This window comes from Pseudomonas sp. DWP3-1-2 (assembly GCF_049896285.1).
Lineage (GTDB): Bacteria > Pseudomonadota > Gammaproteobacteria > Pseudomonadales > Pseudomonadaceae > Aquipseudomonas.
In genome coordinates this window covers 163,687-180,457 of the sequence record NZ_JAFCTZ010000006.1, presented here as the reverse complement: position 1 = coordinate 180,457, position 16,771 = coordinate 163,687, and the positions used below count along the sequence as shown (strand labels likewise).

Sequence of the window (16,771 nt, the reverse complement as noted above, 5' to 3'; positions counted from 1 at the left end):
TAAACATGCAAACTCGTGAAGACATTTTCGTCATCCTGCGCGAGGCGCTGGTTGAGCTGTTCGAACTTGAGCCGAAGCGCGTCAGCCTGCAGGCCAGTCTCTATCAGGATCTGGAAATCGACAGCATCGATGCCGTGGACCTGATTGATCACATCAAGCGCAAGACCGGCAAGAAGATTGCCGCCGAAGAGTTCAAATCCGTGCGAACCGTCGACGACGTGGTTGAGGCGGTTTACCGTCTGGTCAACGCCGCCGCATGAAGCGGCTGATCGGCGTTGGCCTCCTGCTGGCAGGCGTGGTGTATCCCTTTGCGGTGTATTACGGCACCGAACACTTCGCGCCGTGGCAGTTCGCCGCGTTACTGGGCTGCCTGTGGCTGGGCCGTGCGCTGACGACACTCAACCGCCCCGGCGGCCTGATCACGCCCCTGATTGCCCTCGGTTTCTGCCTGTTGCTGGCCCTGTTCGACAGCCCGCAGTTGCTGCGCTGGTATCCGGTCCTGATCAGCGCCTCAATGCTGGGTCTGTTTGGCTCAAGCCTGGTCTATGGCCCGCCGGTCGTCGAGCGTCTGGCGCGAATGCGTGAACAGGATTTGCCTGAGGTCGCGATTCGCTACACCCGCCAGGTCACCCAGGTCTGGTGCTGGTTTTTCCTGGGCAACGGCCTGATGGCGGCGGCGCTGACCCTGTGGGCGCCGTTGTCATGGTGGACGCTGTACACCGGGCTGATTTCCTACGCATTGATGGGCTTGCTGTTTGCAGGCGAATGGGCAGTCCGCCGGCACGTCAGAAGCGGCGCACTCAAATGGAATACGTGAACCCGATGTTACCCAACTGGATCAAGCCTGAGCACCTGCTGTTCCACCCCGATGCGCAACGGGAGCTGACCCGGTCGCCCGACCTTGATCACGCGCAATTCTGCACCCGGGCCTTGAGTCTCGCGGCGGCACTTCGAGCCCGAGGCATCGAGCGCATGGCGGTGCACCTGGAAGACGCCGGTGAGCTGGCTATCGCGCTGTTCGGTGCCTGGCGCGCAGGCGTGAGCGTGCTATTGCCCGCTGACCTGCACACGCAAACCCGTGAACGTTGGGCAAGCCACGTTGATGCCTGGCTGACCGATCAACCCGGCGACTTGCGCTTCGGTGATCTACAGGCCGAGCCGCTGCCGCCCGCCGAGCTTGATCTGGACGAATGCCGTTTGAGCCTGTGCACTTCCGGCTCCAGCGGCGAACCCAAGCTGATCGAAAAACGTCTGCGCCAACTGGCCAACGAAATCCATGCGCTGGAACACCTGTGGGGCGCTGAACTGGGCCAGGCCTGCATCATCGGCAGCGTGGCGAGCCAGCACATCTACGGCCTGTTGTTTCGGGTGTTGTGGCCGTTGAGCGCTGGTCGTAGCTTTGTGCGTAAACAACTGCCGTTCTCGGAAGATTTGCAGCGCGCCAGCCGCGAACATCCGGCGTTTGCCTGGATCGCCAGCCCCGCGCTGCTCAAGCGTATGGGCGACAACCTGGACTGGACCGCCCTGAGTGCGGTGCGTCGGGTATTTTCCTCAGGCGGCGCGCTGCCCGCCGAGGCCGCCGTGAGCCTGCACCAACGGCTCGGGCAATGGCCGACCGAGATTCTGGGCAGTTCGGAAACCGGCGGCATTGCCTGGCGGCAGGGCGATGACCTTTGGCAGGCGTTCGATGGCGTCCGACTGGACCAGGATACGGACGGCGCATTGCTCATCAGCTCGACTTACATGCCACCGGGCCATATCGAGCACACCGCCGATGCCGTGCGCATAAGCGAAGGGGATCGTTTCCAGTTGCTGGGCAGGCTGGACCGCATCGTCAAACTTGAAGAAAAACGCATTTCCCTGCCGCTTCTGGAGCAGTCTCTGGCCACTCACCCTTGGGTGAGCGAGGCACGATTTGGCGTCATTCAGGGCAATCGCGCTTCGCTGGGCGCTTTGGTCGTGCTCACGGCGGCGGGTTTGAATGCATTGCGCAATCAGGGCCGACGCAGCCTGACTCAAACCCTGCGTCAGCACCTGAGCCCCAATTGCGAAGCCATCGCCCTGCCCCGCCGCTGGCGGTTTCTGCTTCAGTTACCCCTCAACCCGCAGGGCAAACTGCCCCAGGCCGACGTTCAGACGATGCTTCTGGCTCCGCGCGTGCGGCAGCCGGACGTTCTCACACAACAGATGATCGACGGCGTGTTGCATCTGGATCTGAACGTGCCGCCTGACCTTGCCTATTTCAGTGGTCACTTCCCGTCCGCGCCGGTGTTGCCCGGCGTGGTACAGGTGGAATGGGCCATCGCGTTGGGCCAGCGCCTGCTGGATCTGCCGCCCAGGTTCGCGGGCATGGAAGTGCTCAAGTTCCAGCAACTGGTCCGCCCCGGTGACACCCTCAGCCTGACCCTGCGTTTCGACAGCGAACGGGGAAAGCTGTACTTCGCCTATCGCAGCGGTGAAGCGGCGTGCTCCAGCGGACGGATAGTGCTGGAGGTGGCGGATGTTTAAGCGCAACAAAACCTGTGGGAGCGAGCTTGCCCGCGAAGGGGCCCGTACATCCACAGCATTTTTTGAAGCAGAAACAGTGTCTTCGCGGGCAAGCCTCGCTCCTACAGACTCAGGCGTTCGAGCCCATAACAGCTCATCACCCAAACCCGTTGGAGCGAGGCTTGCCCGCGAAGGGGCCGGTGCATTCACAAGTGTTTCCGGATCAAGAGCACTGCATTCGCGGGCAAGCCTCGCTCCAACGGGCTCTCCATTTTATGCATAACCCCTGCGCAATCATCCCGGTGTTCGACCATGAACACGCCATTTCTGCCGTCGTTGCGGCAGTGTTGGCGGCGGGTTTGCCCTGTGTGTTGGTGGATGACGCCAGCACCCCGGCCTGTGCAGCGGTGTTGCGCAACTTGGCCAAAGCCGAGAACGTCTATCTGCTGACCCTGCCCGTCAATCAGGGCAAGGGCGGCGCGGTCATGGCGGGTTTTCGCGAAGCCCTGCGCATGGGGTTCAGTCACGCCTTGCAGGTCGATGCCGATGGCCAGCACGACCTGACGGATATCAGCCTGTTCATGGAGACCTCTCGCGCGCAGCCTGACGCCGTCATCTGCGGCTACCCGGAATACGATGCCAGCGTACCGAAGGGCCGTTTGTATGCCCGTTACCTGACGCATTTCTGGGTCTGGGTGAACACGCTGTCGCTGCAGATAAAGGATTCCATGTGCGGTTTTCGGGTTTACCCGCTCAAACCGGTGGTTCAACTGATCGACACGGTACACATTGGCAAACGCATGGATTTTGACTCGGACATTCTGGTGCGTCTGGCGTGGCGCAATCTGCCGATGCAGTGGTTGCCCGTCAAGGTTCACTACCCGCAGGACGGCGTCTCGCACTTTCGCCTGTTCCACGACAACGTGTTGATTACGAAAATGCACACCCGATTGTTCTTCGGCATGTTGACGCGCTTGCCGTTAATCCTCTGGCGGCGGTGGCTGCCATGAGCAATCAGCCGCCGGACAAACACTGGGCCGACCACGAAGAGCGCGGCAGTTTCCTGCTGATGCAACTTACCGCCTGGGCCGCCAAACGCCTGGGGCGAAGGGTCTTGAGCCCGCTGCTGTATGGCATCGTCCTGTACTTCTTTCTGTTTGGTCGTCAGGCACGCAAAAGCGCCTGGCACTACCAGCGGCAGCTGGCCGACTGGAGCCACCGCCCTGACTTGCGGCCCACGCATCGTCGGGTGTTCGGCCAGTTCATGGCCTTTGCCGACTCGTTGCTGGACAAGCTGGACGTGTGGAACGGCAAACTGCGCCTGGAACAGATCGACATCGTCGACCCCGCCGGGCTGCGCACCCAGTTGCGCGGCCAGCGCGGGCAAATGTTGGTCGGCGCTCATCTGGGCAATCTCGAAGTCTGCCGTGCGCTGGCCGAGCTGGGTGAAAAAGTCACCATGAACGTGCTGGTTCACACCAAGCACGCCGAACGCTTCAACCGTTTGCTGGGCGAAGCCGGGGCCACCCACCTGCGACTGATTCAGGTCAGCGAGCTGACCCCGATGATCATGCTGCAATTGAGCGAGCGTCTGGATCGCGGCGAATGGCTAGCCATTGCCGGTGATCGCGTGGCGCTGCACGGCGGGCGTAATGCCGAAGTGGACTTTCTCGGCGCCAGAGCGGCGTTCCCCCAAGGACCGTGGCTGCTGGCCGGGCTGCTGAAATGCCCGATCCATCTGATTTTCTGCCTCAAGGGTGCGAACGGCTATCAAGTCATTCTCGAACCTTTCGCCGACGCAATCGAATGGCGACGCAATGATCGCCAGCACGTCATCGCCCAATGGGCCCAGCGTTACGCCGACCGCCTCAGCCACTATTGCCTGCAAGCCCCGCAACAATGGTTCAATTTCTACCCTTTCTGGAAATCCGATGACGAATCAAGTTCCTGAGCCGGTTACCTTTGGCGAACGTGCGTTGCAGATTGAAGACGTGCTGGCCCTGGCCAACCGCCAAGTGTCCACGACGCTGCAAAGCGACAGTGCCTTTCGCCAGCGCATCGCCAAGGGCGCGCAGTTTCTCGATTCGCTGCTGGACAAGGAAGGCGTGATTTATGGCGTGACCACCGGTTACGGCGATTCCTGCGTGGTGGCGGTGCCGCTGCATCACGTCGAAGCCCTGCCGCGTCACCTGTACACCTTTCATGGCTGCGGGCTGGGCAAACTGCTGGACCCGCAAGCCACCCGCGCCGTGCTGGCGGCCCGGTTGCAGTCACTGTGCCAAGGGGTTTCCGGGGTACGGGTCGAACTGCTGGAGCGCTTGCAGGGGTTTCTCGATCAGGACGTGCTCCCGCTGATTCCGGAAGAAGGTTCGGTGGGTGCCAGCGGGGACCTGACGCCGCTGTCCTATGTGGCCGCCACGCTGTCCGGCGAACGCGAGGTCATGTTCCGCGGCGAACGTCGTGACGCCATTGATGTGCATCGCGAACTGGGCTGGGAGCCGCTGACGCTGCGCCCCAAGGAAGCCCTGGCGCTGATGAACGGCACGGCCGTCATGACCGGCCTGGCGTGCCTGGCCTTCGCCCGCGCCGATTACCTGCTGCAACTGGCCACCCGCATCACGGCGATGAACGTCGTGGCCTTGCAAGGCAATCCCGAGCATTTCGACGAGCGCCTGTTCGCCGCCAAACCGCATCCGGGCCAGATGCAAGTCGCCGCCTGGCTGCGCAAGGATCTGGCCATCGACGCGCCCACCGCACCGCTGCATCGCTTGCAGGATCGTTACTCCCTGCGCTGCGCCCCCCACGTCCTGGGCGTGCTGGCCGACAGCCTGAACTGGCTGCGTTCATTCATTGAGATCGAACTGAACAGCGCCAATGACAACCCGATCATCGACGCCGAAGCCGAGCGCGTGCTGCACGGCGGGCATTTCTACGGCGGGCACATCGCCTTCGCCATGGACAGCCTGAAAAACCTGGTCGCCAACGTCGCGGATTTGCTGGATCGCCAGCTCGCGCTGTTGGTGGACGAACGTTACAACCATGGCTTGCCCAGCAACCTGTCCGGCGCACCCGCCGAGCGGGCGATGCTCAATCACGGCTTCAAAGCGGTGCAGATCGGCACCAGCGCCTGGACGGCGGAAGCCCTGAAAAACACCATGCCAGCCAGCGTGTTCTCCCGCTCCACCGAATGCCACAACCAGGACAAGGTCAGCATGGGCACCATCGCTGCCCGTGACGCCATCCGCGTGCTGGAGCTGACCGAGCAAGTCGCCGCCGCGACACTGATCGCCGCCAACCAGGGCGTCTGGCTGCGCAGCAAGGCCGCCGATGCGCGACCGCTGCCGCCTGCATTGGCGGCCATGCACGAACAACTGGCGGCGGACTTTCCCCCCGTCATCGAAGACCGCGCACTGGAAGGCGAACTGCGCCTGTGCCTGCAGCGCATCGCGGATCGCCACTGGAGGTTGCATGCGCAGTAAAGGCGTCATTCATACGGACACCGAAGTCGTCGTGCCGTTTTTCGACATCGACATGATGAACGTGGTCTGGCACGGCCATTACGTGAAATACCTCGAAGTCGCCCGTTGCGCGCTGCTCGACCGCCTCGGCCACAACTACACGCAGATGCTCGAATCGGGCTACGGCTGGCCGGTGATCGACCTGCAATTGCGCTACGTGCGCGGTGCCACGTTCGGCCAGCGACTGATCGTGCGGGCCAGCCTCGTGGAATGGGAGAATCGCCTGAAGATCAACTACCTGATCAGCGACGCCGAAACCGGCGAGCGCATGACCCGCGCCAGCTCGATCCAGGTCGCGGTGCATATCGAAAGCCGCGAGATGCAGCTGGCTTCGCCGAAAGTCTTCACCGACGCTGTTGCACGGGTGTTGTCATGAATCCGGCGATCCATGCAGCAGTAGACGCCGTTGGAGCGAGGCTTGCCCGCGAATCATTCGCTGCGGTATGTCAGGTAGGCCGCGTAATCGTTCTTCGCGGACAAGCCTCGCTCAAACAGACCATTCGCCGCGTTCTTGGCATGCTGGCACTGATCTGTCTGTCGCCCCTGGCGCAGGCTTTCGACCTGCAACAACTGAGCGACCAATTGGCGAAGCCAGTGGTGGTGCGCGGCCAGTTCATTCAGGAGAAGCACCTGCGCGCGCTGCCCCAGCCGTTGGTGAGCAAGGGCAAGTTTGTGCTGGCCAAAGAGTTCGGCCTGTTGTGGCTGCTGGACACGCCCCTCAAACAGGATTACCGCATCACCCCGACCGGCATCGCCCGCCGTGAAACCGGCGCCAACAGCGGTTGGCAATTACTGCCTGGCAAGAGCGCCGGGGCTGAGCAGAACCGGTTGTTCCTTGCGGTGCTGCAAGGCGACAGCAGCGGGTTGCAGCGCGATTTCGAGCTGCAACTCAAAGGCGATGCCAAGGACTGGCAACTCACCCTGCTCCCTCGCTCGCTGCTGCTCCAGCAGGTGTTCAAGCAAATCAACATCGATGGCGGCGATCTGGTGCAGCGCATCGAACTGCTGGAAACCCAAGGCGACAGCACTCTGTTGAAGATGATCGACAGCCAAAGCGTGCCTGCCCTGAGCGATGTGGAGCGCCAAGCCTTTGCCAACTGAACGTCTGTTACCGCGCTTTTTCCTGATCATTCTGCTGGCGGTGTTGGCCCTGGCGGGTTGGCAATGGCGCGACGGTGCGCCGCTGTCGGCGAACCTCATGGAGCTGGTGCCCGGCGCCAGCCCGGATCCGCTGGAGCTGCGCGCTGAACAACGCATGCAGGAACCGCTCAACCGGCAAATGGTGGTGCTGGTCGGCCATGCGGATCGCCAGCAAGCCGTTGAACTGGCCAAACGACTGGGCGAGCAATGGCAAGCCAGCGGTTTGTTCGAAAAAGTGCAATGGAACCTGCAGACCGATTTACCGGCACTGCGCACTCAATTGCTGCAAGGTCGGCTGGCGATGCTGCCCTTAGCGGATCGCGCGCAGTTGATTCAGCACCCGCAAGCGTTCATTCAACAACGGGTGCAAAGCCTGTTCGACCCTTTCACCGGTTTCAGTCTGGTGCCCAGCCAGGATGACTGGCTCGGCCTGACGGGCCGCATCCAGAACGGCATCGGGCAACACGGCTCGGTGCAACTGGATATCGGCAGCGGCGCCATGATTGCAACGGCCGACGACAAAAGCTGGGCGGTGCTGCGCGCCCAGACCCACGGCGATGCCTTCGATATGCAACTGCCGTTGCGGGTCGCCGACTTGCTCAGTGCCGCTCGCGAAGAGGCCGCTCAGGCTCACGCTCAATTGCTCGCCGCCAGCGGCTTGCTCTACGCCGCTGATGGTCAGCGTCAGGCCAGCCGCGAAATCACTTGGGTCGGCGGTGGTGCCGCCGTCGGGATTCTGTTGCTGCTGCTGTTGGCGTTCCGCCGCTGGCGCGTGCTGCTCGCGTTCACCCCGGTGCTCGTGGGCATGCTGTTCGGTGCCGTGGCGTGCGTGGCGTTATTTGGCCATATGCACGTGATGACGCTGGTGCTCGGTGCCAGCCTGATTGGCGTGGCCGTGGATTACCCGCTGCACTACCTGTCCAAAAGCTGGACCCTCAACCCTTGGCGAAGCTGGCCCGCGTTGCGCCTGACACTGCCGGGCCTGACGTTGAGCCTGGCCACCAGTTGCATCGGTTATCTGGCCTTGGCCTGGACGCCCTTCCCGGCCCTGACCCAGATTGCCGTGTTCTCGGCGGCCGGATTGGTGGGTGCTTACCTGACCTCCGTTTGCCTGCTGCCCGCGCTGCTGAACAATGTCGAGCTACGTCCCGCGCAATGGCCGCTTCATGTGGCCGAACACTTGCTGGCCTGCCGCGAAGCCCTGCTGCGCAGGATTGGCACGCCGATTCTCCTGGCGCTGTTACTGGCATTCTGCGCCGCCGGGTTATGGCAACTGACCACCAAAAACGACATTCGCCAATGGGTTGCTGCGCCCCAACGGCTGACGGACGAAGCCCAGGCCATTGCCCGCATCACCGGTTTTCAGCCCACCAGCCAGTTCTTCCTGGTGCGCGGCAAGGATCAGCAGCAACTGCTCGAACGCCAGACCGCGTTGAGTCAACGCCTGGATCAATTGGTCAGCATGGAAAAACTGCAAGGGTTTCTGTCCCTGAACCAGTTGATGGCGACACCCGCCGATCAGAACGCAACCCGTGACGCGCTCGGTAAGCTGGCAAACCACTGGCAGCCGCTGATCGATCTCGGCGTGCCGGCCAGCGCCTTGCAAGCAGAACTGAGTCACCTGCAAACGCTGCCGAACGCGGACATTGATTCCGTGCTGGCCGGGCCACTCGGTGAGCCTTGGCGCACACTCTGGCTGGGGGCTACTGAGGATGGCGTCGCCGGCTTGGTCAGTCTGCAAGGTTTGAACAACCCTGCACTGCTGCGCGTGCAAACCGAGGACCTTGAGGGCGTGCAACTGGTGGACCGTCTGGCCGAACTGAACACTGTATTTGCCGCCACCCAGATCAGCGCCGCTGAACTCAAGCTGCTGTCCTGTGTGTTGATCGTGCTGCTGTTGATCCTGCCCTTCGGGCTGCGCGGTGCGTTGCGCATTGTCGCTCTGCCTTTACTGGCCGCGCTGTGCAGCCTGGCCAGCCTCGGTTGGCTGGGCCAACCGCTGACGCTGTTCAGCCTGTTCGGGCTGCTGCTGGTGACGGCCATCAGCGTGGATTATGCGATTCTCATGCGCGAGCAAATCGGCGGTGCGGCGGTGAGTCTGTTGGGCACCTTGCTGGCAGCGACCACCACGTGGCTCTCATTCGGCCTGCTGGCGGTTTCCGGCACACCCGCGATCAGCAACTTTGGCCTGTCCGTCAGCCTCGGGCTGGCGTTCAGCTTCATGCTGGCACCCTGGGCTGCAAACCGTGCGGTGCGTGCGCCATCGGTCAACGCCAGCGAGACAGCCTCATGATGATCGCGCTGTTCTGGCTGGCGGCCCTGATGTTGTTTGCCCTGGCGACTCGACTGGGTCGACACTTGAGCCTGATCCCGATTGTCAGCCAACTGCTGCTGGCGACGTTCGGCCTGCCACTGTTGATGATGTTCTGGATAGAACCCCATTGGCAGCTGACCGGGGCGCAACTGGTGGCGCCGGTCTGGCTGAAAACCCTGTATGGCCTGAGTTTCGCCATGGTGCTCGGGCATATTCTCAGCGATGTGATCGAGCTCAAGCTGGATCGCCAGAGCCTGAAGATTGCGATTCCGAGTTTCTGCGTGCCGTTTTTGGCCGGGCTGGCCTGTGCGGTGTGGTTGCTGCCCGACCAGGCGTGGCTCAGTTCGCTGGCGATAGGGCTGGTATTCGCCATCACGGCCATTCCGGTGCTGTACCTCTACCTGCGCCACATCGACTATCCGCCCGCCGCCACCCGACGGTTGGTGCAAACGGCCATCTTCATTGATCTGACCTGCTGGAGCCTGTTCGCCCTTGCCCAGGGCAGCCTGCACCTTTCCAGCCTGCTGCTGCCATTGCTCGGCGCCTGCGTGCCATTGCTGTTGCGCGCCGTGCAGTTGCGACAGCCGCTGGTGTACAGCGTGACCTTTTTCGCATTGCTGGTGGCGGCGGAGCACTACCAGCTTAACGCGCTGATTTTCGGCATCGGTTATCTGTTGTGCATGGCACGACTCAAGCAGGCCTGGGTGCCGCCCGTGAATCCGGAACTGTTCAAGCGCCTGCAAAACAACCTGGCCATTCCGCTGATCCTCACGTTCGGTATCGTGCAGATCAACGTACACAGCGCCGTGGCCAGCCTCAGTTGGCTGCAACTGAGCGCACTGATCGTGTTGCCGATTGCCAGCAAACTGCTGGGCAACTGGCTGGGACTGCGGTGGGTGCCTGTCTCGTTTGCCGGTGCCAGCCGATGGCGGGAAAGCCTGCTGCTCAATATTCGCGGCTTGAGTGAGATCGTTTTTCTCAATCTGCTGTTGCAACAACAGCTCATCAGTGCGGCACTGTACTTCGCGCTGATGCTGATGGGCCTGATCGCAACCTTGCTGCCGGCCCTGGCTGGCATGGGCCGCATACCCTTTCGACCTCCTCTAAACACTGCCGAACAGGTAAGGAAATCTTGTGCCAATAACTGATAAGGAACGTCGCACGGTCGTCGTCATCGGCGCGGGTCCTTCCGGGGCTATCGCGGCTGCATTGCTCAAGCGCAATGGACATGACGTACTGATCATCGAACGTCAGCAGTTTCCGCGTTTTTCCATCGGCGAAAGTCTGCTGGCCCACTGCCTGGATTTTGTCGAAGAAGCGGGCATGCTGGAGGCCGTCGAAGCGGCCGGATTCCAGAAGAAGAACGGGGCCGCGTTCGCCTGGGGCGAGCGCTACAGTGCCTTCGACTTCGGCGAGACCTTCGGCAACGGCAAGCCTTCAACGTTTCAGGTACAGCGTGGCGAGTTCGACAAGCTGCTGGCCGATCAGGCGGAGTTGCAGGGCGTTGAGATCCGCTACCAGCAGGAAATCATCGCCGCCGACTTCAGCGGCCCGGAGCCGGTCCTGTGCGCCCGCCGTGAAGACGGCAGCGAGTACAGCGTGCAGGCGAAGTTTGTTCTTGATGCCAGCGGTTATGGCCGCGTGCTGCCGCGACTCCTGGACCTTGAAGCGCCGTCGAACTTCCCGGTGCGTCAGGCCGTGTTCACCCATGTTGAAGATCACATCGACAGCACGCGCTTTGACCGCGAGAAGATCCTGGTCAGCATCCACCCGGAGCATCGCGACGTGTGGTTCTGGTCGATCCCGTTCAGCAACGGCCGCTGTTCGGTGGGTGTTGTGGCTGCGGCCGAGCGCTTTCAGGACAAGCCTCAGGATCTGGACGCCTGCCTGCGTGCATTCATCGATGAAACCCCGAACCTCAAAGGCCTGTTCAAGGATGCTGTATGGGATACCCCGGCGCGGGCCATCGGTGGTTATTCGGCCAACGTCAAAACCCTGCACGGGCCAGGCTTTGCGCTGCTGGGCAACGCGGCTGAATTCCTCGACCCGGTGTTTTCGTCCGGCGTGACCATTGCAATGCGCTCGGCGAGCATGGCGGCCGCGTCGTTGCACCGTCAGTTGCAAGGCGAGACGGTGGACTGGGAGGCCGAATTCGCGGTACCGCTCAAGCGTGGCGTGGATGCGTTCCGGGCTTACGTCGAAGGCTGGTACACCGGCATATTCCAGGACGTGATCTTCTATGCAGGCGGCACCCCGGAAATCCGCCGCATGATCTGCTCTATCCTGGCCGGTTACGCCTGGGACGAACGCAATCCCTTCGTCACCGAACCCAAGCGTCGTCTGCGGATGCTGGCTGAAGTCTGTGCTGGCATGGAACCATGAGCGGACCGTTCCTGAGTGACAGCTACGTCGAGGAAACCCGCTTCGGTCTGTGGTTTCTGCGCAGCTACACCTGGCAATACCGCGTCCTGCGCGTGGCCATCGACGATCTGCGCCGTCTGTTCGACGGCGCGCCGCCGAGCCAGCCGGTGTTGCTGGATGCCGGTTGCGGTCAGGGCAAGTCGTTCCAGCATTTGTGTCAGGTCTTTGCACCTTCGCGCCTGCTGGGCGTGGATGCTGATCCCCAAAGCCTGACCACCAGCCGCGCCGAAGCCCGTGCGCTGGGCCTTGATGTCGAGCTGATCGGCAGTGATTGCGCGGCGCTGCACGTCCCGGACGCCAGCGTTGATCTGGTGTTCTGTCACCAGACGTTCCATCACCTGGTGGAACAGGACAAAGCCCTCGCCGAGTTCTATCGCGTACTGAAGCCCGGCGGGTACCTGATGTTTGCCGAGTCCACCGAAGCGTACATCGACACCTGGGTGATCCGCTGGTTGTTCCGCCACCCCATGCACGTGCAGAAAAGTGCCGGGCAATACCTGGACATGCTGCGCGAACAGGGTTTTGAGTTCGGTCCGCAAAACGTCTCGTACCCGTATTTGTGGTGGAGTCGCGCCAAGGATTTCGGCCTGCTTGAACGTCTGAAGCTGCGCAAGCCCGCCCCCGTCGGCCAGCGCGAAGAAACGCTGGTCAATGTCGTGGCCCGCAAACCCTTGAACGGTGTAGCGCAATGATTCGTGCCTTGCTGATCGCCTGCATCCTGCTCCTGAGCGCCTGCGCCAGCCGCCAGGCACCGCTGCCTGACGCCATGCCGCGCCTGCAGCTGCCGATGCAGTTGCATGTGCAGCGTCAGCAGGGCGAACAACGCCAGGACTGGTTGCTGGTGATTCAACAGGAATCGACCGGTTTGCGCTGGTCGTTGATGGACCCGCTGGGCATTCCGCTGGCGCGGCAATTGCTGATCAATGGTCAGTGGCAGGCCGATGGTTTGTTGCCGCCCAATGCCGAGGCCCGGGAGTTGTTCGCCGCCTTGCTGTTTGCGCTCACGCCGGACACCCAACTGCGCGACGCTTACCCGACGGCGCGGCGTCAGGGTCTGCGGCGCAGCCTGGGCGACCGCTGGGGTGTCGAATACCGCACGGCTGACGTCTTCACCCTTGGACTGCGGGCTGAACCCGGCACCGACACCCGACCTGAAGACACGCTGACCTTCCGCATCAGCCCGCTGAACAACGAGAGCGCGCCATGACTGCCTACCTCAACGCCCTGGGCCTGATCTGCGCCCTGGGCAACGACCGCCATGAAGTCGCCAGACGGCTGTTTGCCGGCGACGGCAGCGGCATGCGCAGCGAGAGCGGCTGGGTGCCCGAGCAGATCTTGCCGGTGGGTGCCGTCCAGTCGGCGTTGCCGCCCATCCCTGCTCATCTCGCGTCCCACGCCAGTCGCAACAATCAACTGTTGCTGGCGGCAGCCCTTCAAATCGAAGACGACATTCGCCAGGCCATCGACCGGTACGGCCCTGAACGCATGGGGGTGATTCTCGGCACCAGCACCTCAGGCATCGACGAAGCCAGTGCCAGCATTGGCGCCTGGCTGCGCGACCGACAATTCCCCGCTGGCTACGATTATCAACAACAGGAACTCAGCGCCCCGGCGAATTTTCTGGCCGACTGGCTGCAACTCAGTGGCCCGGCCTACGTGATTTCCACGGCCTGCACTTCCAGCGCCCGCGCCTTGCTCAGCGCCCGACGCGCGCTGGATCAAGGGCTGTGCGACGCCGTGCTGTGTGGCGGCGTGGACAGCCTGTGCAAACTCACGCTGAACGGTTTTTCGGCGCTGGAAGCGATGTCTGCCCAGCGCTGCAATCCGTTTTCGCGCAACCGGGACGGCATCAATATCGGCGAAGCCGCTGTGTTGTTCCTGATGACCCGCCAGGCCGACGGCGCCCATGCCATCGCCCTGCTCGGCGCGGGGGCCAGTTGCGATGCGCACCATATTTCCGCCCCGGAACCCACCGGACGCGGCGCACGTCAGGCCATGCAGCAAGCGCTGGATAACGCCGGGCTCAAGCCGCCACAGATTGCTTACCTGAACCTGCACGGCACCGCGACACCCCACAACGACGCCATGGAAAGCCTCGCGGTCAACGCGATTTTCCCCGAGGGTGTGCCGTGCTCCTCGACCAAACCGCTCACGGGCCATACGCTGGGCGCGGCGGGCGCATTGGAAGCGGCGTTCTGCTGGTTGAGCCTTGCGCCCGAGAACACCGCCCATGCCATGCCCCCGCAATTGTGGGACGGGCAGCCCGACCCGCAATTGCCCGCCCTGCGCTGGACGAACGCCGGCGACTGCCTGGAGCACACAGCGGGCCGTTACTTGATGAGTAATTCGTTCGCATTCGGTGGCAACAACATCAGCCTGATTATCGGAGACGCCCCATGAGCCATTGGCCGCTCGCCGAGTTGATCCCCCATGCAGGCGACATGATCCTTATCGATGAGGTCGTCAGCTTCGATGAGGAGCAGATTCAAACCCGCCTGACCGTGCGTGCCGGCGGTCTGTTCAATGACGAGGACGGCAGCATTCCGGCATGGGTCGGCATCGAACTGATGGCCCAGAGTGTCGCAGCCTATGCGGGTTGTCGCGCTCGAACGCGTGGCGAATCGGTCGAGCTGGGCTTTCTGCTCGGCAGCCGCAAGTTCGAATGCAACGTTGATCGCTTTCCTGCGGGCAGCGAACTGATCATCCACGCCCTGCGCTCCCTGCAGGACGACAGCGGCATGGGCATTTTCGAGTGCCGCCTGACCGGTCCCGACATAGAGGCGTTCGCCCGCCTGAACGTGTATTGCCCGCCACAACCTGCGAAGTACCTGGCTGAAGGAGCCGCAACATGACTGACTCGATACTGGTCACCGGCTCCAGCCGTGGCATTGGCCGCGCCATCGCCTTGCGTCTGGCGCAAGCCGGCTACGACCTGATCCTACACTGCCGCAGCGGACGCGCCGAGGCCGAAGCGGTGCAGGCGGAAATCATCGCGCTGGGCCAACAGGCACGCATTCTGCAATTCGATGTGGCCGACCGCGCCAGCTGCAAAGCCATTCTTGAAGCGGACGTCGAGACCCACGGCGCCTATTACGGCGTAGTGCTCAATGCGGGCCTGACCCGGGACGGCGCGTTTCCGGCGCTGACCGAGGACGACTGGGACGTGGTGCTGCGCACCAATCTCGATGGTTTTTACAACGTGCTGCACCCGGTGATGATGCCGATGATTCGTCGGCGTGCGGCGGGGCGTATCGTCTGCATCACGTCGGTGTCCGGCTTGATCGGCAATCGCGGGCAGGTCAATTACAGCGCGTCCAAAGCCGGTGTCATCGGCGCGGCCAAAGCACTGGCCATTGAACTGGGCAAACGCAAGATCACAGTCAACTGCGTCGCGCCGGGCTTGATCGACACTGCCATGCTCGATGAAAACGTACCGGTGGACGAACTGATGAAAATGATACCGGCCCAGCGCATGGGCACCCCGGAGGAAGTCGCCGGGGCGGTGAATTTCCTGATGTCGGCCGAAGCGTCCTACATCACCCGCCAGGTATTGGCCGTCAATGGAGGGTTGTGTTGATGAAGCGCGTCGTCGTCACCGGCATGGCCGGCATTACGTCCCTGGGCAGCGACTGGGCCAGCATCGAAGCCAACTTCAACGCCAACCGCAGCGGCATTCGGCGCATGGACGAGTGGGATCGCTTCACGGAGCTGAATACCCGCCTCGCCGGGCCTATCGACGACTTCGTGGTGCCGTCCCACTGGACCCGCAAGCAACTGCGCAGCATGGGCCGGGTTTCGCGCCTGGCCGTGGGCGCGGCTGAGCAGGCGCTGATCGGTGCCGGTTTGCTGAACGACCCGATCATTCGTGACGGACGCATGGGCACCGCGTGCGGCTCGTCAACGGGCAGCACGGACGAGATCAAGGCCTTCGGCAACATGCTGCTCAATTCGGTGGCAGAAGGCCTGAACGCCAATTCCTACGTGCGCATGATGCCTCACACCACGGCAGCCAATATCAGCATCTTCTTTGGTTTGACGGGCCGTTTGATCCCCACTTCAAGCGCCTGCACCAGCGGCAGCCAGGGCATCGGCTACGCCTATGAATCCATCAAGTTCGGGCGCTTGCCGTTGATGCTGGCGGGCGGTGCCGAAGAGCTGTGTCCGACCGAGGCCATGGTGTTCGACGCGCTCTACGCCACCAGCCTGAAAAACGACGCGCCGCAGACCAGCCCGCGCCCCTATGATAGCGGCCGTGACGGCCTGGTGATCGGTGAAGGCGGCGGCATGTTGGTCCTTGAGGAGCTGGAACACGCCCTGGCGCGCGGCGCGTACATCCACGCCGAGCTGGTGGGTTTCGGCAGCAACGCCGACGGCGCCCACAGCACCCGCCCGGAGCAATCCACCATGCGCCGCGCCATGGAACTGGCCCTGGAAGACGCCAATCTGCCGCCTGAAGCCATCGGTTACGTGAACGGTCACGGCACGGCCACCGAACAGGGCGACATCGCCGAAACCCACGCCACCAGCAGCCTGTTCGGCTCACGCATGCCCATCAGTTCGCAGAAAAGCTTCCTCGGCCACACCCTGGGCGCATGCGGCGCGCTGGAGTCCTGGTTCTGCATCGAAATGCTCAACCGCGACCGCTACATCCACACCATGAACCTGGACCAGATCGACCCCCAATGCGGCGACCTCGACTACCTGCGCAACGAACCCCGCGTGATGAGCCACGAGTACGTGATGAACAATAACTTTGCGTTTGGTGGGGTGAATACGTCGTTGATCTTCAAGCGGTGGCGTTGATTCAGCGAGTACCAGGATCGGCCCCTTCCCGGCTAAAGCCGGTCCCACGGATTGCAGTTGGACACCTAGCCGGATTTGGGGGGCAGGC

Annotated in this window: 17 protein-coding genes; all 17 read left to right on the top strand. The window is 62.6% G+C overall.

Annotated features, from left to right (window positions below; all coding sequences use genetic code 11):
* Positions 1–5: 5 nt before the first annotated feature.
* The 17 genes from ACP7B0_RS15705 to ACP7B0_RS15625 all read left to right on the top strand — a co-directional run bounded on the left by ACP7B0_RS15705 (position 6) and on the right by ACP7B0_RS15625 (position 16,683).
* The gene (locus ACP7B0_RS15705; RefSeq protein ID WP_426142321.1) at positions 6–260 is read left to right on the top strand and encodes an acyl carrier protein; all 255 of its coding nucleotides are present in this window, start codon (positions 6–8) and stop codon (positions 258–260) included.
* On the top strand, positions 257–817 hold the full coding sequence (locus ACP7B0_RS15700) for a hypothetical protein (RefSeq protein ID WP_426142320.1): 561 nt from the start codon (positions 257–259) through the stop codon (positions 815–817). The genes ACP7B0_RS15705 and ACP7B0_RS15700 overlap by 4 nt, the downstream gene beginning before the upstream one ends.
* Entirely contained in the window at positions 805–2,508 is a 1,704-nt protein-coding gene (locus ACP7B0_RS15695; protein WP_426142319.1) for an AMP-binding protein, read from the top strand. The genes ACP7B0_RS15700 and ACP7B0_RS15695 overlap by 13 nt, the downstream gene beginning before the upstream one ends.
* A gap of 254 nt (positions 2,509–2,762) precedes the next feature.
* Positions 2,763–3,497, top strand: a complete 735-nt coding sequence (locus tag ACP7B0_RS15690; RefSeq protein WP_426142318.1) for a glycosyltransferase family 2 protein — start codon at positions 2,763–2,765, stop codon at positions 3,495–3,497.
* Positions 3,494–4,438, top strand: coding sequence for a glycosyl transferase (locus ACP7B0_RS15685; protein ID WP_426142317.1), 945 nt, complete (start codon positions 3,494–3,496; stop codon positions 4,436–4,438). Before ACP7B0_RS15690 ends, ACP7B0_RS15685 begins: the two co-directional genes overlap by 4 nt.
* Positions 4,419–5,966, top strand: a complete 1,548-nt coding sequence (locus ACP7B0_RS15680; RefSeq protein ID WP_426142316.1) for an HAL/PAL/TAL family ammonia-lyase — start codon at positions 4,419–4,421, stop codon at positions 5,964–5,966. The genes ACP7B0_RS15685 and ACP7B0_RS15680 overlap by 20 nt, the downstream gene beginning before the upstream one ends.
* On the top strand, positions 5,956–6,381 hold the full coding sequence (locus ACP7B0_RS15675; RefSeq protein ID WP_426142315.1) for an acyl-CoA thioesterase: 426 nt from the start codon (positions 5,956–5,958) through the stop codon (positions 6,379–6,381). Before ACP7B0_RS15680 ends, ACP7B0_RS15675 begins: the two co-directional genes overlap by 11 nt.
* Positions 6,382–6,521: 140 nt before the next feature.
* Positions 6,522–7,106 (top strand): outer membrane lipoprotein carrier protein LolA, encoded by a 585-nt coding sequence (locus ACP7B0_RS15670; RefSeq protein WP_426142391.1) that lies wholly within the window; start codon positions 6,522–6,524, stop codon positions 7,104–7,106.
* Complete coding sequence (locus ACP7B0_RS15665) at positions 7,096–9,438, top strand: MMPL family transporter (protein ID WP_426142314.1); 2,343 nt, start codon at positions 7,096–7,098, stop codon at positions 9,436–9,438. The genes ACP7B0_RS15670 and ACP7B0_RS15665 overlap by 11 nt, the downstream gene beginning before the upstream one ends.
* Positions 9,435–10,607, top strand: coding sequence for a sodium:proton antiporter (locus tag ACP7B0_RS15660; protein WP_426142313.1), 1,173 nt, complete (start codon positions 9,435–9,437; stop codon positions 10,605–10,607). The genes ACP7B0_RS15665 and ACP7B0_RS15660 overlap by 4 nt, the downstream gene beginning before the upstream one ends.
* A complete protein-coding gene (locus tag ACP7B0_RS15655) occupies positions 10,594–11,841 on the top strand; it encodes an NAD(P)/FAD-dependent oxidoreductase (protein ID WP_426142312.1) in 1,248 nt (415 codons plus the stop codon). The genes ACP7B0_RS15660 and ACP7B0_RS15655 overlap by 14 nt, the downstream gene beginning before the upstream one ends.
* Positions 11,838–12,572 carry a class I SAM-dependent methyltransferase gene (locus ACP7B0_RS15650; protein WP_426142311.1) on the top strand — a complete coding sequence of 245 codons (735 nt, stop codon included), beginning with the start codon at positions 11,838–11,840 and terminating at the stop codon, positions 12,570–12,572. The genes ACP7B0_RS15655 and ACP7B0_RS15650 overlap by 4 nt, the downstream gene beginning before the upstream one ends.
* Complete coding sequence (locus tag ACP7B0_RS15645) at positions 12,569–13,087, top strand: hypothetical protein (protein WP_426142310.1); 519 nt, start codon at positions 12,569–12,571, stop codon at positions 13,085–13,087. Before ACP7B0_RS15650 ends, ACP7B0_RS15645 begins: the two co-directional genes overlap by 4 nt.
* On the top strand, positions 13,084–14,280 hold the full coding sequence (locus tag ACP7B0_RS15640) for a beta-ketoacyl-[acyl-carrier-protein] synthase family protein (protein WP_426142309.1): 1,197 nt from the start codon (positions 13,084–13,086) through the stop codon (positions 14,278–14,280). Before ACP7B0_RS15645 ends, ACP7B0_RS15640 begins: the two co-directional genes overlap by 4 nt.
* The gene (locus ACP7B0_RS15635; RefSeq protein WP_426142308.1) at positions 14,277–14,732 is read left to right on the top strand and encodes a 3-hydroxylacyl-ACP dehydratase; all 456 of its coding nucleotides are present in this window, start codon (positions 14,277–14,279) and stop codon (positions 14,730–14,732) included. The genes ACP7B0_RS15640 and ACP7B0_RS15635 overlap by 4 nt, the downstream gene beginning before the upstream one ends.
* Positions 14,729–15,457, top strand: coding sequence for a 3-oxoacyl-ACP reductase FabG (gene fabG, locus ACP7B0_RS15630; RefSeq protein ID WP_426142307.1), 729 nt, complete (start codon positions 14,729–14,731; stop codon positions 15,455–15,457). Before ACP7B0_RS15635 ends, fabG begins: the two co-directional genes overlap by 4 nt.
* Positions 15,457–16,683 carry a beta-ketoacyl-ACP synthase gene (locus ACP7B0_RS15625; RefSeq protein WP_426142306.1) on the top strand — a complete coding sequence of 409 codons (1,227 nt, stop codon included), beginning with the start codon at positions 15,457–15,459 and terminating at the stop codon, positions 16,681–16,683. The genes fabG and ACP7B0_RS15625 overlap by 1 nt, the downstream gene beginning before the upstream one ends.
* Positions 16,684–16,771: the final 88 nt, after the last annotated feature.